This window comes from Pseudomonas sp. B2021 (genome assembly GCF_018135665.1).
Taxonomy (GTDB): Bacteria; Pseudomonadota; Gammaproteobacteria; order Pseudomonadales; family Pseudomonadaceae; genus Aquipseudomonas; species Aquipseudomonas lactis.
The window spans coordinates 3,578,551-3,600,614 of sequence record NZ_SMOF01000001.1 but is presented as its reverse complement, the minus strand read 5'-3'; the positions used below and the strand labels follow the sequence as shown (position 1 = coordinate 3,600,614).

Below are 22,064 nucleotides of genomic sequence, written 5' to 3'. Positions count from 1 at the left end.
TCCAGGCATAAAAAAACGCCGCGTACCTTGCGATACGCGGCGTTTTTTACGTCAACACACCGTTAAGCTTGAATCACCGGGATGTTGGCGCTCGCTGCGATCTTACGGAACTCAGCGATCTGGTCGAAGTTCAGGTAACGGTAGACGTCACTGGCCATGGTGTCCAGTTTCGCCGCGTAGCCCATGTACTCTTCGACGGTCGGCAGGCGACCCAGGGTAGAGGCCACGGCCGCCAGCTCTGCCGACGCCAGGTAGACGTTGGCACCATCACCCAGGCGGTTCGGGAAGTTACGGGTCGAGGTCGACACCACGGTGGAGTTTGGCTCAACGCGTGCCTGGTTACCCATGCACAGCGAGCAGCCTGGCATTTCCATGCGTGCGCCAGCCTTGCCGTAGATGCCGTAGTAGCCTTCTTCGGTCAGTTGGTGCGCGTCCATCTTGGTCGGCGGCGACAGCCACAGACGGGTTGGCAACTGGCCCTTGACCTGCTCCAGCAGTTTACCGGCAGCGCGGAAGTGACCGATGTTGGTCATGCACGAACCGATGAACACTTCGTCGATCTTCTCGCCAGCGACGCTGGACAGCAGACGGGCGTCGTCCGGGTCGTTTGGCGCGCAGAGGATCGGCTCGTTGATTTCCGACAGGTCGATTTCGATGATTTCGTCGTATTCGGCGTCGGCATCGGCTTCCATCAGCTCCGGGTTGGCGACCCAGGCTTCCATCGCTTGAGCGCGACGTTCCAGGGTGCGTGCATCGCCGTAGCCTTCGCCGATCATCCAGCGTAGCAGGGTGATGTTGGAGTTCAGGTACTCGGTGACGGACTCTTTGGACAGCTTGATGGTGCAACCGGCAGCCGAACGTTCAGCCGAGGCGTCGGACAGCTCGAAAGCCTGTTCCAGCGTCAGGTCGTTCAGGCCTTCGATTTCCAGGATGCGGCCAGAGAAGGCGTTCTTCTTGCCTTTCTTCTCTACGGTCAGCAGGCCAGCCTGGATCGCGTAGTAAGGAATGGCATGCACCAGGTCACGCAGGGTGATGCCAGGTTTCATCTTGCCTTTGAAGCGCACCAGAATCGATTCCGGCATGTCCAGCGGCATGACGCCGGTGGCGGCGGCAAACGCGACCAGGCCAGAACCGGCCGGGAACGAGATGCCCATCGGGAAACGGGTGTGGGAGTCGCCACCGGTACCGACGGTGTCCGGCAGCAGCATACGGTTCAGCCAGCTGTGGATGATGCCGTCGCCCGGACGCAGCGATACACCGCCACGGGTCATGATGAAGTCAGGCAGGGTGTGGTGGGTGGTCACGTCGATCGGCTTCGGGTAAGCCGCGGTGTGGCAGAAGGACTGCATCACCAGATCGGTCGAGAAGCCCAGGCACGCCAGGTCCTTGAGTTCGTCACGGGTCATTGGGCCGGTGGTGTCCTGGGACCCCACGGTGGTCATCTTCGGCTCGCAGTAAGTGCCTGGACGAACGCCTTTGCCTTCTGGCAGGCCACAGGCCTTGCCGACCATTTTCTGCGCCAGGGTGAAGCCCTTGCCGGTGTCGACAGGCGCTTCAGGCAGCTTGAACAGGTCGGTAGGGCCCAGGCCCAGCTCAGCGCGGGCCTTGTCGGTCAGGCCACGGCCGATGATCAGCGGGATACGGCCGCCGGCGCGGACTTCGTCCAACAGCACCGGAGTCTTCATTTCGAACGTGGTCAGGACTTCGTCGGTGCCGTGTTTGCAGACTTTGCCAGCATGCGGGTACAGGTCGATCACGTCGCCCATGTTCATGTTGGTGACGTCGAATTCGATTGGCAGTGCGCCAGCATCTTCCATGGTGTTGTAGAAGATTGGAGCGATCTTGCTGCCGAAGCAGAAGCCGCCGGCACGCTTGTTCGGCACATACGGCACGTCGTCGCCGAAGAACCACAGCACCGAGTTGGTCGCCGATTTACGCGACGAACCGGTACCGACCACGTCGCCCACGTAGGCAATCGGGAAGCCTTGGCCGCGCATCTCTTCGATCTGCTTCATCGGGCCGGTCTTGCCTTGCTCGTCCGGCACGATGCCTTCGCGAGCCATTTTCAGCATGGCCAGGGCGTGCAGCGGGATGTCAGGGCGGGACCAGGCATCAGGCGCAGGCGACAGGTCGTCGGTGTTGGTTTCGCCGGTGACCTTGAAGACGCGCAGGCTGATCTTGTCGGCCAGGGTAGGGCGGTTGCGGAACCACTCGCCGTCAGCCCAGGACTGGATCACGCCTTTGGCGTGCTCGTTGCCGTTACGGGCTTTTTCGGCGACGTCGTGGAACGCATCGAACATCAGCAGGGTGTGCTTGAGTTGGGCGGCCGCGACGGGTGCCAGTTCGGCGTCGTCCAGCAGCTCGACCAACGTCACGATGTTGTAGCCGCCCTGCATGGTGCCGAGCAGTTCAACAGCGCGTTTTTTGTCGATCAGGGGGGAAGTGGCTTCGCCCTTGGCCAGGGCAGACAGGAAACCGGCCTTGACGTAAGCGGCTTCGTCAACGCCTGGTGGAATGCGGTTGGTGATCAGGTCAACGAGGAATTCTTCTTCGCCAGCCGGAGGATTTTTCAGCAGCTCGACCAGGCCTGCGGTTTGTTCGGCGTTAAGCGGCTGGGGAACGATACCCAGTGCTGCACGCTCTTCGATATGTTTGCGGTAGGCTTCAAGCACAGTTATTACCCTCATCAGTGGTCCCACGGGACGCTCATCCAGAAATGAACGGCACGCATGCGCTCGGGGGCTTTTTGGGCCGCAAAGCCAGCGCTGCCGCCATTTCTTTACAGAAGCTGCTTTCAAAGTTTTACGCCTGCAGAACGGAGCTGATGAGGGTTGGCGCGGGCTCTGACCTACCGGGTCGAACCTGCGCCAACACCGTTCTGAAGGAACGACTGTGCTCGTGACGCTTTGAAAACAGCTTCCAGCGGATTATTGGCGCCTTACAAGGCCGGGTGATTCTACGGCAAAAAAAATCTAAAGGTAAGTTGCCTGCTCAAGTTTGCTGGGTGATCAACCTTAGACAAAGGGCTAACATGGCGCACTGTTTCGCGGATTTGCGTGTCATTGCCCATGCCCAACCAAACCATCAAGACTCCCTGCGTCGGCCTGTGTTCCACGGTCTACGGCGATCTCGTGTGCCGTGGATGCAAGCGCTTCCACCATGAAGTGATCCAGTGGAACGGCTATAACGAAGAAGAAAAGCGCGCGGTCTGGCTCAGGCTTGAGCAGCTGTTGGTGCAGGTCATGGCCGGCAAAGTGGAGGTTTTCGACCCCAAGACCCTGCGCGGGCAGTTGGAGCAACGCAAGATTCGCTTTGTGCCACACCAGTCCGAGTATTGCTGGGCCTACCAGTTGATCGCCCGTGGGGCCCGGGTGATCAATAACCTGGAGGCCTATGGCATGGTGCTGTTGCCGGAGTTTCGCGACTGGGCGCTGCCTGAACTGCGCGATGCCATTGATCGCGAGTTCTTTATCTTGTCCGAGGCGCATTACCAGCGCTATATCGCGCCGGGGTTCTTGAAAGATGCGCTGGGTTAACTGACTGGCGAGGTCAATGTGGGAGCTGGCTTGCCTGCGATGGCGGTGTATCAGGAGCAAAATTTGATCTACATTGCCTGAAGGTCGGTGTCAGGGCTTGGTCGCCAGCTCTTCCAGATGGTCCATGAGCGTCTGCGGTTTGAGCACCAGCACATCGCTTTGTACCGCATCCAGCACCACTTCTGCGGTATTGCCGATCAACGCGCCGGAAATCCCCGTGCGGGCCACCGTGCCGATGATGGTCACCGCCGCCCGTAACTGATGGGCCATGTGTGGAATCAGCACATCGGCCGGGCCTTCCTTGATATGCAGGTGACTGTCGTCCACGTCGAACTCGGCCTGGAATGCCTTGCACTGCTCGCGATAGCGCGCCTCGATGGTTTCCTTGAGCTGAAAGGTCGGGTCGGCCGCCGACAGCATGGGCGACGGGTGGGCACTGATGACATGCAATTTGGCTTTGGCCAGGCTGGCGATATCAAAGCCATGGTCGATGATCCAATGGTGCAGCGAGCGGTGTTCGCCGTCTGTGTTGCCCACGTCGATGGCCGCCAGGATCACGCCGCCCGCCCAGGGAGTAGCGGTCTTGACCAGCAACACGGGCGTTGGGCAATAGCGCAGCAACTTCCAGTCCGCCGGGGTCAGCAGGGCTTTTTTCAGCGGGCTGTCGGGGAAGTGCTGCTTGATCACCAGGCCGCAGCCTTCGGCTTGCTGCACATCGATGATGGTTTCATGCAGGCTGTCGTTCCATGCTTGCTCGGTGGTGACGCTGTAGCCGTCTTCCGTCAAGCCTTGCTTGAGCAGGCTCAACAGCGCCGAATGCTCGTGTTTCTTGTCACAGACCAGCAAGTGCAGGTGCGCGTCGGTCACCCCGGCAATCAGCTTGGCACGCTTGAGTGCCAGGCTTTCGGAGTGCTCGGGCTCGATGACCACCAGGATGCTGCGGATGGCTTGCATGGTCGGGTTCTCCTGAAAAGGACGGGCGTTGAATAACTATAGTTGCTGGTCGGCAACCGTCATGTTGATACACATCAAGGCCGGTGGCTGGTGGTCTGCGGCGGGGTCGGTATAATCGGCGCCCTTTTGTGATCCTTTGCCCGTGAGCCCGATGAACCTGCCCGAAATCCATGAATTCCTCGGCTGCCGCACCCCTGATGCCTGGGTCCAGGCCGCGTTGGCCGACCAGGAAACCCTGCTGATCGACCACAAGAACTGCGAATTCAAAGCCGCCAGCACTGCCTTGAGCCTGATGGCCAAGTACTACGGCCACGTTGACCTGATCAACATGATGTCGCGCCTGGCCCGCGAAGAGTTGGTGCACCACGAGCAGGTCATGCGCCTGATGAAAAAGCGCAAGGTCGAGCTGCGTCAACTGCACGCCGGGCGTTATGCCTCGGGTTTGCGCAAGGTGGTGCGCAGCCATGAGCCGGTCAAGCTGGTAGACACCCTGGTGGTGGGCGCCTTTATCGAAGCGCGCAGTTGCGAGCGTTTCGAAGCGCTGGTGCCGCATTTGGACGAAGAACTCGGCAAGTTCTATTTCGGCTTGCTCAAAAGCGAGGCGCGGCACTTCCAGGGTTACTTGAAGCTGGCTTACCAGTACGGCGACGCCAAGGACATCGCCCAGGTGATCGAGCGGGTGCGGGCCACCGAGCAGGACCTGATCGAATCACCCGACGTCGAGTTCCGCTTTCACAGTGGCGTGCCAGCCTGAGGCCACGGCCACACCGATCAAGGCGGTGATCCCCGCCAGCAGCAGGATCACCGTTGGCGTGCCCAAAGGCGCTGCCAACACGGCAATCATCAAGCCCGCCAAGGGCTGGGCCAGGTTGTTGAGCAAGGTCATCACGCCAACGGTCTTGCCGAAGTCCTGCACCGGAATCACCCGTTGGCGGGTGCTGCGCAGGTACACGTTGAACATCTTGTCGAAGCCGGTCAGCAGCAGGAACCCCACCGTGTAGGCCCACACGCCGGGGCTGAGCGCTGTGATCAGCGCGCCGACGGTGATCATCGAGTACGACAACCCGCCCAGTACCTTCAGCTTCAGTGATGAATGCGCCAGGTAGAACAGAATCGCGATTGTCACCAGCGCCCCGGCGGCTTGCAGCAGGGCATAGGCGTCTTTGCCCGCTGCGTAGTGGCCAGTGACCATGGCAGCCGAGGTAGCCAGCGTCACGCCGACCATCAGGTTCACACCGACCGCCAGGACGATGATGCGTTTCAACTCCACCCGGTTGAGGATGTGGCCAAAAGCGGTGCGCAGGGGTTGCAGCCAGTTACCCGGCTGTTGTTCATGGATGTGCAGGTCCACCGTGGTGTTGCGCTGCCAGATCAGCATCGCCAGGTCTGCCAGCACAAACAGCGCGGCGACGCCCAGCACTACCCATGGCCACGCCCAGACTTCCAGCATCAGCGCCGCCGCCAACGGCCCGAGCACCAGTCCGCCCTGGTCGGCGATCTGCGAATAGGACAAGGTCTTGGCATAGGTGTACTGCCCGAAGATATGCGGCATCACCACTTCCCGCGCCATGATGCCCTGGGTGGTCAACACGCCGCAAAGCGCGGACAGCATCACCAGCCAATGGATGCCGTCGAACAGCCCATAGCACGCCATCGCCACCACACACGCCAAGGCCCGATACACCTGGCTGATATGCAGGATACGCACCGGTGAAAACCTGTCGCACAGCGCGCCGCATACCGGAAACGCCAGGTAGCGCGGCAGTGACTCGACAAAAAACGCCAAACCCGCCCACGACACGCTTTGAGTGGTCTGGAACACGATCAAGGGCACGATAAACAGCAAAATCTGGTCGGCCAGCCGTGAAAGGAACAGCGAAATGAAGAACGCCAGGTAATCCTTGCGCATGGAACTCCCTGTCAATGGCGTTAAAAAGTGCAGGCTATTTGTTAAAAACTCTTAAAAGCATGAAGCTTCTTCGCTGGGTACTGGCCAGCGGCTTCTGTCGGCCAGCTTGCCACCTATAATGGTCCTTTTTCAATCCGCGCATCCACACTGAGAACTTATGGAAAACCTGGGTCTGGGCAAGGTCCTGCTCGTTGAGGACGATGAAAAGCTGGCAGGGCTGGTCTCGCATTTTCTGTCGCAGCATGGTTTCGAGGTACGGGTGGTGTACCGGGGTGATGAAGCCTTGGCGGCGTTCGTGGATTTCAAGCCGAAGATCGTCGTGCTCGATCTGATGCTGCCGGGTCAGAGCGGGCTGCATGTCTGCCGCGAGATTCGCAACGTGTCGGACACGCCCATCGTGATCCTCACCGCCAAGGAAGATGACCTGGACCATATCCTTGGTCTTGAGTCCGGTGCTGACGATTACGTGATCAAGCCGATCAAACCGCCGGTATTGTTGGCGCGCCTACGTGCGTTGCAGCGCCGCCAGGTGCCCGAGCCCACGATGCGCGGCGCTCTGGAGTTTGGCCGCTTGTCGATTGATCGCAGTTGCCGGGTGGTGCGCCTGGGCGGCGAGACCATTGACCTCACCACCATGGAGTTCGAGTTGCTGTGGTTGCTGGCCAGCAGCTCGGGCAAGGTTCTGTCCCGTGACGATATCCTCAACCGCATGCGCGGCATTGCCTTTGATGGGCTGAACCGCAGCGTAGACGTGTACATCAGCAAACTGCGCGGCAAGCTCAATGACAACCCCCGCGAGCCGGTGTGCATCAAGACCATCTGGGGCAAGGGCTACCTGTTCAATCCGTTCGCGTGGGAGGTGTAGATGCTGCGCTTGTATCTGCGCCTTTACGTGATACTTGCGCTCGGCCTGGCCGGGTCGATCTGGCTGGTGAACTTCGGCCTGGACACCTACATGCCCGAGTCCAACGAAACCTATAACCGTGAAGCCCTGCGCGGACCGGCGTGGGCCTTGGTGGAACAGCTGCGCCCCGTGCCGGCAGAGGCGCGCCAGGCACGCCTGGACGAACTGCAACCGCATTACGGCTTGCGGCTCAAACTGGTGCAGCGTGATAACCAGGATTTGAGCGAGCGCGAACACAAACTCCTCGCGGCTGGCCAGGTGGTGGTGCGCGAAGACTTCATGAAGTTTCTCGCGCCTATCGACGACGGCCCCCAATTGCTCGAAATCAAATTGCCGGAAGAGCCCAAGTGGTTGTACCTGTGGGCCTACGGCTTCCTGGGCGTGAGCCTGGCCATTGTTCTGTATTTCTGGGTGCGCCCACACTGGCGCGACCTGGAGCACATTCGCCTCGCGGCGCAACGTTTCGGTGACAACGACCTGGGCTCGCGCATCCTGCTGCCGAGCCGTTCCACCGTGCGTTCCCTGGCCGGGCACTTCAATCAGATGGCCGAGCGCATAGAGGGCCTGATCGCCAACCAGCGCGAACTCACCAATGCGGTCTCCCACGAATTGCGCACGCCGATTGCAAGGTTGTCATTCGAGCTTGATCAACTCAGGCAACAAAGCGACCCACGGCAAAGCCGAGCGCTGATCAACGACATGTACGCCGACCTCGGTGAGCTGGAAGAAATGGTCTCCGAGCTGTTGACCTATGCCAGCCTTGAGCCGGGCGCCACCCAGGTCACCCGTGAGCATATCGAGGCCCACAGTTGGCTCGACAGTGTTATAGGCGCCGTGGCCCTGGAGGCCGAGGCGCAAGGGGTGCAGCTGTCGTTGCGCACCTGCGAGGTGGACGTTATCCAGATCGAGCCACGCTTTATGGCGCGGGCCGTGATCAACCTGCTGCGCAACGCCATTCGTTATGCCGACCACCGTGTGGAAGTGTCGCTGTTCAAGTTTGGCAGCGGTTACGAAGTGCGGGTCAACGACGATGGGCCGGGGGTGCCGCTGGAGGGGCGCACCAAGATATTCGAACCCTTCCTGCGCCTCGACGCCAGCCGCGACCGCCGCACAGGCGGGTTTGGCCTGGGCCTGGCGCTGGTCAAGCGTGTCAGCCAGTGGCATGGCGGGCAAGTTGAGGTGCTGGATTCGGAATGGGGCGGGGCGTCGTTTCGGATGACGTGGGCGTATGCCGAGTAAAGGGGCTTGCCCCAATGTCATCCTGTAGGAGCGAGCTTGCTCGCGAAAACTCACAGGCGCCGCGTTTATCCAGAAAACACGCGTTATCGTTGACGTTTTTCGCGAGCAAGCTCGCTCCTACAGCAACTGCGTTACCGCGGCAAACGCCGCCTGGCGCCGTTGTTCCCAGCCCCCGCGAATCACCACCAGTGGCTGTTGGTGCTGCTGCATCCATTCCAGACTGGCCTGGAAAAACGCCTGCCTATCCGCCAGTTCCGGCTGGCAGCGCTGGCCGTCGGCACTCCATTCCACGTCTTCGGGGGAGAGCAGCAGGTGCAGGTCGTAATGCCGCGCCAGAAGTTCGTCATCCAGCCAGCCGGGGTAGTCGCCGAAAAGGGTCTGGCTCCAGAGCCTGTTGGTGAGCAGGTGGGTGTCGAGGATCAGCAACGCGGGGCGTTTGGCGCGGGCGGCATCCTCCCAGGCCAACTGGCCTTGGGCAATGGCCGGGATATCCGCCAGGGTGGTGTCGCGCTGATGCTGATCGATGAAGTAGCGCACATATTCCCCTACCATCAACCCGCCGAAGTGCGCGTGCAACTGCGCCGCCAGCCAGCTCTTGCCGCTGGATTCGGGGCCTGCTAATACCACCACCTTCATGCGCGCAACGCCGGGTCGGCGCGCCACTCGCGCCAGCCTTGCACGGCAATCACGGTAAACAGTGCGTAGAGCGCGGCGGTGAGGTAGAGGCCTTTGTAAAGGAACAGGCCGACGAAGATCACATCCACCACGATCCACAAGGCCCAGCACTGCACACGTTTTTGCGCCATCCACATTTGCGCCACCAGGCTGAAACCGGTGAGCGCGGCGTCGAGCCAAGGCTGGGCGGCGTCGGTCCAGTGGGCCATGGCGGCGCCCAGCAGCAGACTGCCGACGGCACCCACAGCCAGGCTGGCCATGATCGCCGGCACGCCCAGGCTCGTGACTTGGCGGCCCTGCTTGACCTCGCCGGCGCGGGTCCACTGCCACCAGCCATACACCTGCAAGGCCGCATAGACCACTTGCAGGAGCATGTCGGAGTAGAGCTTGACCTCAAAGAATACCCAGGTGTAGAGCAGCACCATCACCAAGCCGATGGGCCAGCACCATGGGTTTTGTTTGACCGTCAGCCAGACGGCGATCACCCCCAGGGCGGCGGCGAACAGTTCAAGCCCGGACATGGCGGATCCTTGGGGGAGTGGGAGAGGGCGGTGATTGTACCTAGAGGCCGGCGATCTTCAAACGTGCACCGCCAACGCTAAGGTCAGCCCCCGCCCATCGGGGGTATTGCCGGCTTCAGTTATCCATCGCACTCAAGATCGCATACGCCACTTTCACCCGCTCGGCATTCGGGTAGTTCTTGTTGGCGAGGATCACCACACCCATGTCCTTGCTTGGCACAAACGCCACATAGGCGCCAAAGCCGCCGGTGGAGCCGGTTTTGTTGTAGAGCACGTTGGCAGGCTGCGCCTGGGCAGGTTTGAGCCAGTTAACCTTGTGCGGCTCCATCGCCATCGGTGTGGAGTTGCCGTCAAGCAACGCTTGCAGGGCGATGGGGTAGGGGTAGCGTTCCCAGCCCAGGCCCTGGGTCATGCCGTTGACGGTGTAGTAGCCGGCGTGAGTGGTGGCAATGGCCTGCTGCACCGGTTGTTCCAGGGTTTGCGGGTGCATGTTGGCGATCACGTAGCGGGCCAGGTCCTGGCTGCTGCTCTTGATACCGTAGGCTTCGAAGTCCAGGGCGCCGGGGTTGACGCGTACTGGTTTCTGCTGGCTGTCATAGCCCTGGGCGTAGAGGCCGGCCTTGTCGGCGGGCACGCGGGTATAGGTGTTGGTCAAGCCCAGCTTGGGCAGCAGGGTTTTTTCCATGGCGACGGTGAACGGCAGGCCCAGGCTTTTTGCTGTCGCGTAACCGAACAGGCCAATACTGGGGTTGGAATACAGGCGCTGTTCCCCCGGCGCATAAGTGGGTTTCCAATGCTGGAAATATTCCATCATGGTGGTGGCGCTGTCGGCGGCGTCCGGAAACTGCAGCGTCAGGCCGCCGGGGGTATAGGTCGCCAGTTGCAGCAGGCTGATGCGATCGAACGCGCTGCCAGCCAGCACGGGCAGGTGTTGGCTGGTCATGTCCGACAGCTTGAGCTTGCCGATAGCCTGGGCATACCCACCAAGGGTGGCGTTGAAGGTTTTGCTCACTGAGCCGATTTCGAACAGGGTGTTTTCGGTGACAGGTGCTTGAGTGTCCTTGGCGGCGACGCCGTAATTAAAGTATTGCACCCTGCCGTGTTGGACGACCGCGACCGTCAGGCCGGCGATGCCTTGCTGTTTCATCAGAGGGGTGACGTGGCTGTCCACGACCTGGCGCATATCGGTGGCGGCCATGCAGCTGCCGGCCCCAAGCAACAAGGCTGAGATCGCATATTTTTTCAGGGTGTGTTTCATGCTTCGCTTCCATGTAAGTAAGGCAGTGACGATCGGAGCCTGCGCAGGCGTGGCAAATGTAGGTGGATTTCCGGGAGCGGGCAAACGATGATATCTCGCACCAGCCATTAGAAAAATTTGGGCCAAGTCATGTTGCGTTCCCATCTGCCGCTCAATGCCTTGCGCGCCTTCGAAGCGTCGGCGCGGCATTTGAGCTTTACCCGTGCGGCCATCGAGTTATGCGTGACCCAAGCGGCGGTCAGTCATCAGGTCAAAAGCCTCGAAGCGCAACTCAACGTCACGCTGTTCAAGCGCCTGCCACGGGGCTTGATGCTCACCAGCGAAGGCGAATCCCTGCTGCCCGTGCTGCGTGACGCCTTCGACCGTATTGCCCTGACCTTGGATCAGTTTGAAGGCGGGCATTACCGTGAAGTATTGACCGTGGGGGCGGTCGGTACCTTTGCGGTGGGCTGGTTGTTGCCGCGCCTGGCGGATTTTCATAGCCGCTACCCGTTGATCGACTTGCGCTTGTCCACCCACAACAACCGCGTGGATGTCGCCGCCGAGGGCCTGGATTATGCCATCCGCTTTGGCGCCGGCGCCTGGCACGGCACCGATGCCTGCCCTTTGCTTGAGGTACCGTTGACGGTGTTGTGTGTGCCGCAGCTTGCCGAACAACTGCGCAGCCCGGCTGACGTGTTGAAGCACACCTTGCTGCGTTCCTACCGTGCCGATGAGTGGAACCTGTGGTTCCAGGCCGCCGGTTTGCCCGGCGATACCCGGGTGCCGCGCAGCGTGGTGTTCGACTCCTCGCTGGCGATGATGGAGGCCGCGCTGCAAGGGGCTGGGGTAGCACTGGCGCCAGCCCTGATGTTCTCGCGGCAATTGGAGAGCGATGTGATCCGCCAGCCGTTCGAGGTGGGGATCACCACCGGCAGCTATTGGCTGACGCGCTTGCAGTCGCGGGCTGAAACACCCGCGATGTTGGCGTTCAAAGGGTGGCTGCAGACGAGTGTTGCCTGATGTGCGAGGGATTTTCCAATCAGTTAAGCGAACGCCATGCCAAAGCAACGAAGACCCAATGTGGGAGCTGGCTTGCCTGCGAAAACGGTCGTGCAGTAACAGGTGCAGCGACTGATACACCGCCTTCGCGGGCAAGCCCGCTCCCACAGTTAGCGCTTGGCTAGGCGAGGTATTTGCCGAACCACCCTAAAGTGCGTTCCCAGGCAAGGTTCGCCGCTGCCTCGTCATAACGCGGCGTCGAATCATTATGAAAACCGTGGTTGGCGCCCTTGTAGATAAATGCCTCATACGTGGTACCCGCCGCCTGCAATGCCTGTTCATACGCCGGCCAGCCTTCATTGATGCGGGTATCCAGCTCACCGAAATGCAACATGATCGGCGCCTTGATGCGCGGCACGTCTTTGGCGTCGGGTTGGCGCCCGTAGAACGACACTGCCGCGCCCAGTTCCGGGTAGGCCACCGCCGCTGCATTGGTCACGCCGCCGCCATAACAGAACCCGGTGATGCCGACCTTGCCCGTGCTGCTGTCGTGGTGCATCAGCCATTCGATGGCGGCGAAGAAGTCGTTCATCAGTTTGGTCGGGTCGACCGTCTGTTGCAGTGCCACGCCTTTTTCATCATTGCCAGGGTAGCCGCCCACCGAGGTCAGGCCGTCCGGGGCCAGGGCGATAAAGCCGGCCTTGGCCAGGCGTCGGGCAACGTCTTCGATATAGGGGTTCAGGCCCCGGTTTTCATGCACCACCACCACGGCGGGCAGCTTGCCTGCGGCCTTGGCTGGGCGCACCAGGTAGCCGCGCACGGTGCCGTTGCCTTTGGGCGAGGGGTAGGTGATGTAGTCGGCGACGATGTCCGGGTCGGTGAACTTCACCTGTTCGGCCAAGGCGTAGTTGGGGCTCAGGGCCGTGAGCAAGGCCGAAGCGGTGAGGCCACCGAGGGTGAACAGTGCAGCGCGGTCGAGAAATTCGCGGCGGTTGATCTTGCCATGGGCGTAGCCGTCGTAGAGTTCCAGCAGTTCGGGAGCAAAGTCTTTCGCGGTCAGACGAGTCATCGGTGCAGTCCTCGATTAGCGGTTGCCGTCACTGTAGACCAGGATCAAACCTCGCGGCCATGGGCGGCAGCGGCCAGTTGCCCGGTGTCGACGCGCACGAACACCGAGTCGCCGACGGCGGTGAGCACGCTGCCTGCATACACTTCGCAGACCACACGGCTTTTGCGGCCGATTTCGCCTTCGACCCGAGCCCGCAGGACCAGGGGCACCCCCATGGGCGTGGGTTTGATGAATTTGATCCCCAGATTACCGGTGACGCAGTCGATGCGCGGCAGGCTGCCGGGTTCACGCTGTTCGGCGCGGTAGTGGTAGGCCATGGCGGTCCAGTTGGAATGGCAGTCCACCAGCATGGCGATCAGCCCACCGTAGACCAGATCCGGCCAGCCGCTGTATTTGGCCTCGGGTTGGTGCTCGGCAATGACATGCACGCCATCGTCATCCCAGCGGCTCTTGATGTGCAGGCCATGGGGGTTGCTGCTGCCGCAGCCGTAACAGATGCCGTCCGGCGCCGTGGTGTCCTGGAGAGAAGCGCTGTGCATGCAGAGTCCTTGTTGTTGTTTGGCGACGCTTCTATTTAGCAGGCCAGGGGTCAGCGAGCAAACTTCTTCGCCCCGGCCACGCAGCCGATCACCGCCACCGTCACCAGCACCATGCCCAGGCTGACTTGTTCATGCAGCAAGCCGGCTGCCAGCGCCAGGCCGAAGAATGGTTGCAATAACTGCAACTGGCCGACCGCGGCAATCCCGCCCTGGGCCAGGCCGCGGTACCAAAACACAAAACCGATCAACATGCTGAACAACGCCACATAGCCCAGGCTCAACCACGCCGGCAAACTGATACCGCTGAGGGTGGACGGCGCCAGCACCAGGCTCAAGGGCGCGACCACCGGCAGCGACACCACCAGCGCCCAGCAGATCACCTGCCAGCCGCCCAGGCTGCGCGACAGCTTGGCGCCTTCGGCATACCCCAGGCCGCACACCAGCACCGCCAACAGCATCAGCACATCGCCCGCGGGTGCGGCGCTCAAGCCTTGGGCAACGGCATAACCCATCACCAACAGGCTGCCCAGGATCGAAAACAACCAGAACACCAGTCTCGGCCGCTCACCGCCGCGCAGCACGCCGAACACTGCCGTGGCCAGTGGCAGCAGGCCGATAAAGACGATGGAATGGGCCGAGGTTACGTACTGCAGGGCCAGGGCCGTCAGCAGTGGAAAGCCGATCACCACGCCAAGCGCGACGATAACCAGCGGGGCCCATTGCTGGCGTGTGGGGCGTTTTTGCTTGAATACCCCCAATAGGCACAACCCCAGTAGCGCCGCGAGGGTGGCGCGGATCATGGTCAGGAACACTGGGTCGAATTCCATCACCGCCAGGCGCGTGGCTGGCAGCGAGCCGCTGAAAATCACCACGCCGATAAAACCGTTGATCCAACCCTGGGTGCTGCTGTCCAGAGTGCCGAGAGGAGAAGTGCGTTCCATGGGGGACCTGTCCGAAAATGGCAGTTGCGTGCTGGGCATCCTAGGATTGAAGATTAAGACAATCAAAAAATTGTCATGGATACAACCCTATGCCCCGTGCTCGCTACAAGACGCTGGTCGATACCTTCGCCGAGGCCATCCGCAGCGGCCAATTGCAGCCCGGCACGCGCTTGCCTACCCATCGGCAATTGGCCGCCGAGCATGGCCTGGCACTGGTCACCGCCAGCCGGGTGTACAGCGAGTTGGAAGCCATGGGACTGGTCAGCGGCGAAACCGGGCGCGGCACTTTCGTGCGTGAAATCGCGTTGCCGCCAGGGCAGGGCAGCGGGCAGATGACGGTTACGGCGGGTGTGCTCGATCTGAATTTCAACTACCCGTCCTTGCCGGGCCAGGCCGAGCTGTTGCGCACGGCGTTGCGCCAGCTCGCCCTGTCTGGCGATCTGGAGGCGCTGCTGCGCTACCAGCCCCATGCCGGGCGTGTGCACGAGCGCGCCGCCGTGGCCCGGCACTTGTTGAACCGAGGGTTGGCGGTGCAAGCCGAGCAGGTGCTTGTCGTCAGCGGCGCCCAGCATGGCCTGGCGGTGAGCATGATGACCTTGCTCAAGCCTGGGGATGTGGTCGCGGTGGATGCATTGACCTATTCGGGGTTCAAGGTACTGGCCGAAACCCTGCACCTGGAACTGGTCGCCATCCCAGTCACCGCCAGCGGCCCGGACCTGGACCACCTGCACAGCCTGTGTCGCCAGCGCCCGGTGCGAGCGGTGTACAGCATGCCGACCCTGCACAACCCGCTGGGCTGGGTGATGAGCCTGGCGCAGCGCGAGCGCTTGGTGGCAATCGCCCGGCAGCACAACCTGATGATCATCGAGGATGGCGCCTATGCGTTTCTCGCCGAAGAAGCACCGCCACCTTTGGCGACTCTTGCACCGGAGCGCACGGTGTATATCGGCGGGCTGTCCAAGAGTGTCGCCACCGGGTTGCGTGTGGGCTTTATCGCTGCGCCTATGGCTTGGGTAAACGGCCTGGAACGCACGATCATGGCCACCACCTGGAACGTGCCAGGGGTGATGAGTGCGATTGCGGTGGGCTGGCTCGAAGACGGTACAGTGGCGCAACTGGAGGCGCAAAAGCGCGCGGATGCCCAGGCCCGCCAGGCATTGGCGGCACAGGTGCTGACCGGCGTGAAGACCATCAGCCATCCGTCCTCCTACTTTCTGTGGCTGCCGTTGGCGGAAGATGCCCGCGCCGATCAGGTCGCCATGACCTTGCAGCGCGCAGGCATCTCGGTTTCAACCGCCGAACCGTTCGCGGTCTCGGCCCAGGTGCCCCACGCGCTGCGCCTGGCCCTGGGTTCGGTGCCCATGGCGGCGTTGCGTGAGGCGCTGGTGAAGGTGCGCAAGGTGGTGGCGTGGTGAGCGATCTTCAGTACTTGTAAGCCTGGCGACCAATCAGCAGCCATTTGCCATGCTGTTTTTGCCAGACCTGGAAGTTATCGATATCGGTTGGTGTGTCCACACCGCTGTTCACTGCCAGGGCGTGGAAGTGGTTGCGCACCAGGGCGGTATCGCCATTGAGGGTGATGGTCTGGTTTTGCATCTCCAGGGTTTTGAATGCGCTGGTATGGGTTTCCAGGTCGGCAATGAATTGCGCCTTGTTCTGCACCTTGCCGCTGGAGTGGCCGTAGGTGAGCTTGTCGGACGTCAGTGCATGAAGCTGCTTGAGGTCCAGGTGCAGCATGGCTTGGGTCAATTGATCGACTGCCTGGGCTACATCCTTCTCGGCTGCGCCGGGCGCGGCGGCGACGTAGCCGCAGAACAGGCACAGAAATCCGATCAGCACTTTGAAGTTGGGCATGGGGGGTTTTCCTTATTGTTGTTGGGAAATACGACGAGGTATGTCGTCGTACAACCATGCAATATTCTCAAGGGGGAAGGAAAGTGAAATTTGCAGGAGCTTGAGGTGAGGAGGCGCTAGAGTGTTCATCACCATCCGCGCAGCCGAGGTACATCATGGATTTTGACTGGCACAGCGACGTCATCACCAGTGCTACACCCGTCACCTCTAGCTATAAAAACACCCAGAACGTACGCCGCTTTATGCTTGAGCAGTGTGGCCCGGCGTTCAAGTTCAACCGTCCATTCATGGCGTGGATTCGTAACGGCGCACCCAAGACTTTGGGGGATGTGGTGGAGGAGTGGCAGCGGCGCAACGAGGTGCTTCGGTCCTCGCACCACGGTGTTTGAACTGAAATATGAACAAAAAGTGTGGGAGCGGGGAGCCCAGCTAGATAGCCGCCAGCGGTGGCGTACGCGGCGGGATCATCCGTTTGCTGCCGGTGGCTTCGAACGCCGAGGCAAAGCGCAACAGCGCCGAATCGTCATAGGCGCGCCCGGCGAAGGTGAGCCCCACTGGCATGCCGATGTCTGCCATCACGCCCATTGGCACGGTGACGGTGGGCACGCCCAGGTGGCGGATGGCGAGGTTGCCGTTGGCCACCCACACGCCGTTGCTCCAGGCAATGTCGGCAGACGCTTCGTTCACATCGGCATCCGCCGGGCCTACGTCGGCCACGGTGGGGAACAGCACGGCGTCAAGCCCCAGGGTATCCATCCAGTCTTCCAGGTCCAGGCGCCGGGTTTGCTCCAGGCCGCGCAGGCCATCGGGTACGGTGCTGATCTGGTCCCATGGGGTGATGCCGCGTTGGGCCATGCGCACGTATTCGTCCATGCCGGCGGCCAGGTCGTCTTCACGGTTGGGCAGGGTGCCGGGGTCGTGGGGGAAGATCTTCGGCCCGTCCACATCGGCCAGGCGGTTCAGGTGCGGGTCGCCGTTGGCGCGCAGGAAGTCATCGAAGGCCCAGGCCGACAATTCCCACAACTCGTCGTGGAGAAATTCCTTGGAAACCAGGCCACGGGTAAACACCGTCGGTGCGCCGGGGCGGTCGCCTTCGCAGTTGGACACCAGCGGGAAATCCACTTCGATCACTTCGGCACCGGCGGCTTCCAGTGCCTGGCGTGCGGCTTGCCACAGTTCGATCACCGTGGCTCGGGTGTGGATCTTTTGCCCGGTCGGGCCGCCGATACCGGGTTTTTCGCTGGTGCCAGCCTCCGGGTCGGCGTTGATGTACATGCGCGGCACGCCAAAGCGCTTGCCGGCCAGGCTTTCGCTGCTGACGGCGAGGGCCGCGTAGGACGCTGGGCGCACCGAGGCGACGCTGGGGATCGGTACCCAGGGTTGCAGGCGCCACAGGTCGCCACGTGTGTCCAGGTCTTCGGCCACCACGACGTCGAGCACCTCCAGCAGGTCGGCCATGGTGCGCGCATAGGGCACCACCACGTCCATGGTCGGGGTCAACGGCCAGTTGCCGCGCACCGAAATCACCCCACGCGAAGGCGTGTAGGCACACAGGCCATTGTTGGAAGCCGGGCCGCGACCGCTGGACCAGGTTTCTTCAGCCAGCCCGAAGGCGGCAAAACTGGCGGCGGTGGCGGTGCCGGCACCGTTGGAAGAGCCCGACGCAAACGGCGCGGTGAGGTAGTCGGCGTTGTAGGGGCTCTCGGCGCGACCATACACGCCACGCTGCATACCACCATTGGCCATCGGCGGCATATTGGTCTTGCCCAGGCAGATGGCGCCACCGGCACGCAGACGCTCAATGGTGAAGGCATCGCGCTGGGCCACCAGCTTGGCAAACGCCGGGCTGCCGGATGCAGCCGTCAACCCCTTGACCAGGTAACTGTCCTTGGCCGTGTAGGGGATACCATCCAGCGGCCCCAGGGTTTGCCCCTTGGCACGGCGCGCATCGGACGCCTGGGCTTCTTTGAGCGCATCGGGGTTGCGTACCACCACGGCGTTCAGCGCAGTGGCCGTCTGCGGGCCATCGTAGGCATCGATCCGCGCCAGGTACGCCTGCACCAGTTCAACTGCCGTGGTCTGGCCTGCTTCAAGCGCAGCGCGCAATTGGGCAATGGAGACTTCAGTAACTTGCATCACGTTTTTTTCGCCGCCTTCAAGTGGAGGTATGGCGGCAGTCTACGTACAGATATTTCACAAAACCAGCGCGGCATACTTCGTGTAGGCGGCGCGCAGGACATCTCGGGAAAGACGTCAGCAGGATTGCGAGCGGCAGCCTCTTATCGCTAAGGTGGCCGCGTTGATTAACGTTGCACTTCAAGGAAGAGACCATGCAAAAACCTTATATCGCCCTGGCGGCCTTGCTGGGATTTACCGTCTATACCGTGGCGACCATGCTCACGGCCGAGCAATCACTGCTGGCATTTGGATGGGAACTGATGTCCAGGCCCGATACGGCTCAGGTGGTGATTGACCTGTACCTGATGGCGGTGCTGGCGTGTGTGTGGATGTACCGGGATGCGCGTGGGCGAGGGCGGTCGATAGGCTCGGTGTTGCCGTACTTTGTGCTGACGGCGGTGTTTGTGTCGGTGGGGCCGTTGCTCTATATCGTGGTTAATGGGTTTTCTCGGCGAACACTCAACTAAGCCTGTATGGCAAGGGCGCAAGCTCCCTTGCCATGAGTAGTGCGCGGTCTTCAGGGATTAAGGAACGCTTGGTAGTTGTCCTTGGTGATCTGCTGATAAGGAATCGTCAGCTCCGCCGTGTACGGCTGCTGCTTGACCATCTTCACTGCCAGGTCGATGGAACCCACTGCCTGGCCCTTGTTGTCTTGGTACACCGTGACCAACAGCTGGCCTTTTTTCACCGCGTCCAATCCAGCTGCGCCGCCGTCGCTGCCGGCCACCAGGATGTCCTTGCCTGGCTGCATGCCTGCCTGGCTGATAGCCATGGCCGCGCCAATCGCCATTTCATCGGCATTCGCGGCCACGGCATCGATTTTGCGCCCGGATACGATCCAGTTGTTCATCAGGTCAATCGCCTTGCCGCGCTGCCATTCGGCGCTTTGTTCTTCGACGATTTTGATGTCTGGGTAGTCCTTTAGCACGGTCTTCACCCCCAGCGTGCGGTTATGGGTGGCGTTGTTGGACAGCAGCCCGAGCATGATCGCCAGGTTGCCCTTGCCGCCCATTTTCTCGGCCAGGTAGCGCATCTGGATTTCGCCGGCCTTGATCTCGTCCGAACCGACATAGCCCACGCCCGCTGGCACCTCCTTGAACTCCGGACGGCGGTTGACGTACACCAGCGGGATCTTGGCCTGCTGGGCATTGAGCGTCATCTTCTGGGTGGCGGCCGTGTCCACTGCGTTGACGATAATCGCGTCCATGCCTTGGGCGGTGAAGTTTTGCACCTGGTTGAGTTGACGCACCACGTCGCCCTGGGCGTCTTCGAATTGCAGGGTGACATCGGGCAGTTCCCTGGCGTGGGCGGCCATGTAGTCGCGCATTTGTGCGAGGAATACGTCGTCTACCTGGGCGATGCTCACGCCGATGCGAATGTCCGCCAGCGCCCAAGGGCTGAACGCAAGGACTAACAGTGCCGCAAGGAGTTGCTTCTTCATGGTTGTGCTCCGTTGTTTTTGTTGTTGTCAAAGCAGGGCGGTTCACGCTTGGCGTTTGGCCCGCAGCTGCGCCACGGCGGCGGCGAAGTCCGAGCACGGCCAGCGTTCGTCGAGGGCTTTCAGCATCAGTTGTTGCCCGGTTTGCGGGGCCAGGCCACTCAAGGGTGGGTCGGTGTCGAGGTTAGTGGGGAAGGAGTACCCGTCTGCGGTACAGGCGACCACGGCGCGGGAATCCAGGTTGGGGTTGGCGAGCAGCACCGGATACACCGCCAGCATCATGCGGTCGCGGTCGATGGCTTCCATCGGCTTGCCGAATGCCGAGGAGATTTGCAGCAGGTTGGCCATGCGCTGGCGATCGGCCGTGCGGTTGGTGCCGGCGGCATGGAACAGTGCCGGGTTGAAGAACAGCAAGTCGCCCTTGTTCAGCGGCAATTGCACCGCGTGGTGCTGGAAGTAGTCGATAAACTCCGTGCGACGCCACGCCAGGTACCCCAAGGCATACTGCTGGGAAAAGGGCAGCAGCTGGGTGGGGCCGGTTTCCAGCGGCATATCCGAATGTGCGATAGCACCTTGCAACGTGAGATGTTGGGACAGCGCATGCAGCGGCAGCGGAAAACGTTCGACCACATCGTTGGTCTGGAAACCCAGGTGATAGTCTCGGTGCGGCTGCTGCGCCTGGCCACCTGGATGCACCACGTTGACTTGCGCCGTGACTTGAAAGCCCGGCCCCAACCAGGCTTCGGCAATTAACCCCAGCAGAGGGTTGGCGTAGTACTCGGCAAAGGATTCGGGGGACTGTAAGGCCGCCTTCTGTAGCGCGTTCCAGATCCTGCCATTGCTGCCGGCCTTGGCAAAGTGATCGGCGGCCACGCCCTGGGCGGCTTCATGGGCAAAGATCGCGTCGAAGACCTGGCTGTGGCGGTCCACCACTTCCAGATCTTCATAGGCTTGGCGCACCACCATTACGCCGGGCCCGTCACGGAACAGGTGATGCAGTTCGTTCATGACGACCAGGCGGTCGCTGTTGCGCAAGGTGTGGGCCTGATAGATCGGCACATTGCCTTGTACCTCAAGGCACAGCGGGTAGTCGCTGGCGTTGGTGCGCTGCGCACAGATCCGGCTGAAGTCGGCCAGGCGCACCGCGTCGCCGGTTACGAAAGCCGACATCACATACCTCCTGGAAGGCTCAGGGCCTGGTGAGGTTGTGGGGTGCTGCTGTCGGTGCAGCCGACCACACCTTGTTCAAGGTCGATCACTGCGCCAGTCATCATTCCCGACTCAGTGGACAGCAGAAATGCCACGCTGCGCGCTACCTCTTCGGGCTTGAGCAGGCGCCCAAACGGTTGGGTGCGTTCGGCATCGGCCAGCCAGCCGTCCTGGGCGCCGTGGTACTGGCGCTGGATCTGATCCTCGTGGGGCGTGTCCATCCAGCCGATGTTCAGGCCATTCACGCGGATGCGGTTGCGCAAGGCACTGAATGCGACGTTCTTGGTCAGGATCGCCAGCGCGCCCTTGGACGCCGCATAAGCACTCAAGAACGACTGCCCACCATGGCCGGTAACGCTCTGGATATTGACCACCGCGCCCTCAACACCGCTGCTGATCATCAGCTTCAGCGCTTCTTGCATTAAGAAAAACGGCGCCCGCACATTCACCGCAAACAAGCGCTCGAACAGTTCCGGCGAGGTGTCGAGAATGGTGCCACGGTCAGACATGCCGGCGCAGTTCACCAAGCCGTGCAAAGTGCCGAAATGGACGCGCGCCGCTTCGATGATTGCGCGGCAGTCCTCGACCTTTTCCAGGTCGGCCTCGACAAAAAATGCCTGGCAATCCAGCTGTGCCAGTTGGCGCACCTGCTCTTCGCCCTCGGTACGGCGACGTCCGCAAATAATCAATCCGGCCGCACCACGGCGAGCCAGGGTATGGGCCACCGCCGCGCCGAGGCCCTGGGTGCTGCCGGTTACGACAAAGTATTGGCCGCTGAACGAGGTCGCAAGATCGGAGTGGGGCATGAGGGTTCTCCTGGATTTTTATTGTTTTGCTGACCTGGCTCGACGTCAGGCAA

The 22,064-nt window shown here is 61.5% G+C and carries 22 protein-coding genes; 8 read left to right on the top strand and 14 right to left on the bottom strand.

The window, feature by feature from the left end; translation table 11 throughout:
* Positions 1-62 precede the first annotated feature (62 nt).
* Complete coding sequence (acnB, locus tag E1K68_RS15995; RefSeq protein WP_212614902.1) at positions 63-2,672, bottom strand: bifunctional aconitate hydratase 2/2-methylisocitrate dehydratase; 2,610 nt, start codon at positions 2,670-2,672, stop codon at positions 63-65.
* A gap of 396 nt (positions 2,673-3,068) precedes the next feature.
* Here acnB and E1K68_RS15990 point away from each other — a divergent pair, with 396 nt between their 5' ends.
* The gene (locus E1K68_RS15990) at positions 3,069-3,536 is read left to right on the top strand and encodes a DUF1289 domain-containing protein (protein ID WP_003190830.1); all 468 of its coding nucleotides are present in this window, start codon (positions 3,069-3,071) and stop codon (positions 3,534-3,536) included.
* A 90-nt stretch (positions 3,537-3,626) separates the two neighbouring features.
* On the opposite strand, the gene E1K68_RS15985 is transcribed toward E1K68_RS15990, so the two are convergent.
* Positions 3,627-4,490: a universal stress protein gene (locus tag E1K68_RS15985; protein WP_034135442.1), complete on the bottom strand. Its 864-nt coding sequence runs from the start codon at positions 4,488-4,490 to the stop codon at positions 3,627-3,629.
* 151 nt (positions 4,491-4,641) lie between these two features.
* Between E1K68_RS15985 and miaE the strand changes: the two genes are divergently transcribed.
* Positions 4,642-5,244, top strand: coding sequence for a tRNA isopentenyl-2-thiomethyl-A-37 hydroxylase MiaE (gene miaE, locus E1K68_RS15980; RefSeq protein ID WP_032892116.1), 603 nt, complete (start codon positions 4,642-4,644; stop codon positions 5,242-5,244).
* Here the strand turns inward: miaE and E1K68_RS15975 are convergent.
* Positions 5,200-6,399, bottom strand: a complete 1,200-nt coding sequence (locus E1K68_RS15975; RefSeq protein ID WP_212614382.1) for an MFS transporter — start codon at positions 6,397-6,399, stop codon at positions 5,200-5,202. The two genes, miaE and E1K68_RS15975, sit on opposite strands and share 45 nt — an antisense overlap.
* A 157-nt stretch (positions 6,400-6,556) precedes the next feature.
* Between E1K68_RS15975 and E1K68_RS15970 the strand changes: the two genes are divergently transcribed.
* Both E1K68_RS15970 and E1K68_RS15965 read left to right on the top strand, forming a co-directional pair.
* Positions 6,557-7,264, top strand: coding sequence for a winged helix-turn-helix domain-containing protein (locus E1K68_RS15970; RefSeq protein ID WP_057709879.1), 708 nt, complete (start codon positions 6,557-6,559; stop codon positions 7,262-7,264).
* A complete protein-coding gene (locus tag E1K68_RS15965; protein WP_212614381.1) occupies positions 7,265-8,542 on the top strand; it encodes an ATP-binding protein in 1,278 nt (425 codons plus the stop codon).
* Between the two features lie 117 nt (positions 8,543-8,659).
* Here E1K68_RS15965 and E1K68_RS15960 read toward each other — a convergent pair whose 3' ends face one another.
* The 3 genes from E1K68_RS15960 to ampC form a co-directional block, all read right to left on the bottom strand.
* A complete protein-coding gene (locus tag E1K68_RS15960; protein WP_003190840.1) occupies positions 8,660-9,178 on the bottom strand; it encodes an AAA family ATPase in 519 nt (172 codons plus the stop codon).
* Positions 9,175-9,738 carry a nicotinamide riboside transporter PnuC gene (pnuC, locus tag E1K68_RS15955; RefSeq protein ID WP_003190841.1) on the bottom strand — a complete coding sequence of 188 codons (564 nt, stop codon included), beginning with the start codon at positions 9,736-9,738 and terminating at the stop codon, positions 9,175-9,177. The genes E1K68_RS15960 and pnuC overlap by 4 nt, the downstream gene beginning before the upstream one ends.
* Positions 9,739-9,853: 115 nt before the next feature.
* Entirely contained in the window at positions 9,854-10,996 is a 1,143-nt protein-coding gene (gene ampC, locus E1K68_RS15950; RefSeq protein ID WP_057709881.1) for a class C beta-lactamase, read from the bottom strand.
* Positions 10,997-11,125: 129 nt separating this feature from the next.
* On the opposite strand from ampC, the gene E1K68_RS15945 reads away from it, so the two are divergent.
* On the top strand, positions 11,126-11,998 hold the full coding sequence (locus tag E1K68_RS15945; protein WP_003190844.1) for a LysR family transcriptional regulator: 873 nt from the start codon (positions 11,126-11,128) through the stop codon (positions 11,996-11,998).
* 160 nt (positions 11,999-12,158) lie between these two features.
* Here E1K68_RS15945 and yghX read toward each other — a convergent pair whose 3' ends face one another.
* Genes yghX through E1K68_RS15930 form a run of 3 tightly spaced genes read right to left on the bottom strand, consistent with a single transcriptional unit; the run spans position 12,159 to position 14,526 of the window.
* Positions 12,159-13,046, bottom strand: coding sequence for a YghX family hydrolase (gene yghX / locus E1K68_RS15940; RefSeq protein WP_003190845.1), 888 nt, complete (start codon positions 13,044-13,046; stop codon positions 12,159-12,161).
* A gap of 44 nt (positions 13,047-13,090) precedes the next feature.
* Positions 13,091-13,585, bottom strand: a complete 495-nt coding sequence (locus E1K68_RS15935) for a thioesterase (protein ID WP_003190847.1) — start codon at positions 13,583-13,585, stop codon at positions 13,091-13,093.
* Positions 13,586-13,635: 50 nt separating this feature from the next.
* Positions 13,636-14,526, bottom strand: coding sequence for a DMT family transporter (locus E1K68_RS15930; RefSeq protein WP_212614380.1), 891 nt, complete (start codon positions 14,524-14,526; stop codon positions 13,636-13,638).
* An 89-nt stretch (positions 14,527-14,615) separates the two neighbouring features.
* On the opposite strand from E1K68_RS15930, the gene E1K68_RS15925 reads away from it, so the two are divergent.
* On the top strand, positions 14,616-15,941 hold the full coding sequence (locus tag E1K68_RS15925; RefSeq protein ID WP_212614379.1) for a PLP-dependent aminotransferase family protein: 1,326 nt from the start codon (positions 14,616-14,618) through the stop codon (positions 15,939-15,941).
* A gap of 7 nt (positions 15,942-15,948) precedes the next feature.
* Here the strand turns inward: E1K68_RS15925 and E1K68_RS15920 are convergent, their stop codons facing one another.
* On the bottom strand, positions 15,949-16,380 hold the full coding sequence (locus E1K68_RS15920; RefSeq protein ID WP_014718653.1) for a nuclear transport factor 2 family protein: 432 nt from the start codon (positions 16,378-16,380) through the stop codon (positions 15,949-15,951).
* 155 nt (positions 16,381-16,535) lie between these two features.
* Between E1K68_RS15920 and E1K68_RS15915 the strand changes: the two genes are divergently transcribed.
* Positions 16,536-16,769 carry a DUF6434 domain-containing protein gene (locus E1K68_RS15915; RefSeq protein ID WP_212614378.1) on the top strand — a complete coding sequence of 78 codons (234 nt, stop codon included), beginning with the start codon at positions 16,536-16,538 and terminating at the stop codon, positions 16,767-16,769.
* 40 nt (positions 16,770-16,809) lie between these two features.
* On the opposite strand, the gene E1K68_RS15910 is transcribed toward E1K68_RS15915, so the two are convergent.
* Positions 16,810-18,519, bottom strand: a complete 1,710-nt coding sequence (locus E1K68_RS15910; RefSeq protein ID WP_212614377.1) for an amidase — start codon at positions 18,517-18,519, stop codon at positions 16,810-16,812.
* 191 nt (positions 18,520-18,710) lie between these two features.
* Here E1K68_RS15910 and E1K68_RS15905 point away from each other — a divergent pair, with 191 nt between their 5' ends.
* Positions 18,711-19,025 carry a DUF2834 domain-containing protein gene (locus tag E1K68_RS15905; protein WP_003190855.1) on the top strand — a complete coding sequence of 105 codons (315 nt, stop codon included), beginning with the start codon at positions 18,711-18,713 and terminating at the stop codon, positions 19,023-19,025.
* A 50-nt stretch (positions 19,026-19,075) separates the two neighbouring features.
* Here the strand turns inward: E1K68_RS15905 and E1K68_RS15900 are convergent, their stop codons facing one another.
* Genes E1K68_RS15900 through E1K68_RS15890 form a run of 3 tightly spaced genes read right to left on the bottom strand, consistent with a single transcriptional unit; the run spans position 19,076 to position 22,011 of the window.
* Entirely contained in the window at positions 19,076-19,999 is a 924-nt protein-coding gene (locus E1K68_RS15900; protein ID WP_003190856.1) for a sugar ABC transporter substrate-binding protein, read from the bottom strand.
* Between the two features lie 42 nt (positions 20,000-20,041).
* Entirely contained in the window at positions 20,042-21,166 is a 1,125-nt protein-coding gene (locus tag E1K68_RS15895; RefSeq protein ID WP_098951720.1) for a phytanoyl-CoA dioxygenase family protein, read from the bottom strand.
* The gene (locus E1K68_RS15890; protein WP_003190858.1) at positions 21,166-22,011 is read right to left on the bottom strand and encodes an SDR family oxidoreductase; all 846 of its coding nucleotides are present in this window, start codon (positions 22,009-22,011) and stop codon (positions 21,166-21,168) included. The genes E1K68_RS15895 and E1K68_RS15890 overlap by 1 nt, the downstream gene beginning before the upstream one ends.
* Between the last annotated feature and the right edge of the window lie 53 nt (positions 22,012-22,064).

Excerpts from the sequence above, each read along its gene's own strand:
- E1K68_RS15990 (WP_003190830.1), top strand. The coding sequence starts at position 3,069 with ATGCCCAACCAAACCATCAAGACTCCCTGCGTCGGCCTGTGTTCCACG.
- E1K68_RS15985 (WP_034135442.1), bottom strand. The coding sequence starts at position 4,490 with ATGCAAGCCATCCGCAGCATCCTGGTGGTCATCGAGCCCGAGCACTCC.
- miaE (WP_032892116.1), top strand. The coding sequence starts at position 4,642 with ATGAACCTGCCCGAAATCCATGAATTCCTCGGCTGCCGCACCCCTGAT.
- E1K68_RS15975 (WP_212614382.1), bottom strand. The coding sequence starts at position 6,399 with ATGCGCAAGGATTACCTGGCGTTCTTCATTTCGCTGTTCCTTTCACGG.
- E1K68_RS15970 (WP_057709879.1), top strand. The coding sequence starts at position 6,557 with ATGGAAAACCTGGGTCTGGGCAAGGTCCTGCTCGTTGAGGACGATGAA.
- E1K68_RS15965 (WP_212614381.1), top strand. The coding sequence starts at position 7,265 with ATGCTGCGCTTGTATCTGCGCCTTTACGTGATACTTGCGCTCGGCCTG.
- E1K68_RS15960 (WP_003190840.1), bottom strand. The coding sequence starts at position 9,178 with ATGAAGGTGGTGGTATTAGCAGGCCCCGAATCCAGCGGCAAGAGCTGG.
- pnuC (WP_003190841.1), bottom strand. The coding sequence starts at position 9,738 with ATGTCCGGGCTTGAACTGTTCGCCGCCGCCCTGGGGGTGATCGCCGTC.
- ampC (WP_057709881.1), bottom strand. The coding sequence starts at position 10,996 with ATGAAACACACCCTGAAAAAATATGCGATCTCAGCCTTGTTGCTTGGG.
- E1K68_RS15945 (WP_003190844.1), top strand. The coding sequence starts at position 11,126 with ATGTTGCGTTCCCATCTGCCGCTCAATGCCTTGCGCGCCTTCGAAGCG.
- yghX (WP_003190845.1), bottom strand. The coding sequence starts at position 13,046 with ATGACTCGTCTGACCGCGAAAGACTTTGCTCCCGAACTGCTGGAACTC.
- E1K68_RS15935 (WP_003190847.1), bottom strand. The coding sequence starts at position 13,585 with ATGCACAGCGCTTCTCTCCAGGACACCACGGCGCCGGACGGCATCTGT.
- E1K68_RS15930 (WP_212614380.1), bottom strand. The coding sequence starts at position 14,526 with ATGGAACGCACTTCTCCTCTCGGCACTCTGGACAGCAGCACCCAGGGT.
- E1K68_RS15925 (WP_212614379.1), top strand. The coding sequence starts at position 14,616 with ATGCCCCGTGCTCGCTACAAGACGCTGGTCGATACCTTCGCCGAGGCC.
- E1K68_RS15920 (WP_014718653.1), bottom strand. The coding sequence starts at position 16,380 with ATGCCCAACTTCAAAGTGCTGATCGGATTTCTGTGCCTGTTCTGCGGC.
- E1K68_RS15915 (WP_212614378.1), top strand. The coding sequence starts at position 16,536 with ATGGATTTTGACTGGCACAGCGACGTCATCACCAGTGCTACACCCGTC.
- E1K68_RS15905 (WP_003190855.1), top strand. The coding sequence starts at position 18,711 with ATGCAAAAACCTTATATCGCCCTGGCGGCCTTGCTGGGATTTACCGTC.
- E1K68_RS15900 (WP_003190856.1), bottom strand. The coding sequence starts at position 19,999 with ATGAAGAAGCAACTCCTTGCGGCACTGTTAGTCCTTGCGTTCAGCCCT.
- E1K68_RS15895 (WP_098951720.1), bottom strand. The coding sequence starts at position 21,166 with ATGTCGGCTTTCGTAACCGGCGACGCGGTGCGCCTGGCCGACTTCAGC.
- E1K68_RS15890 (WP_003190858.1), bottom strand. The coding sequence starts at position 22,011 with ATGCCCCACTCCGATCTTGCGACCTCGTTCAGCGGCCAATACTTTGTC.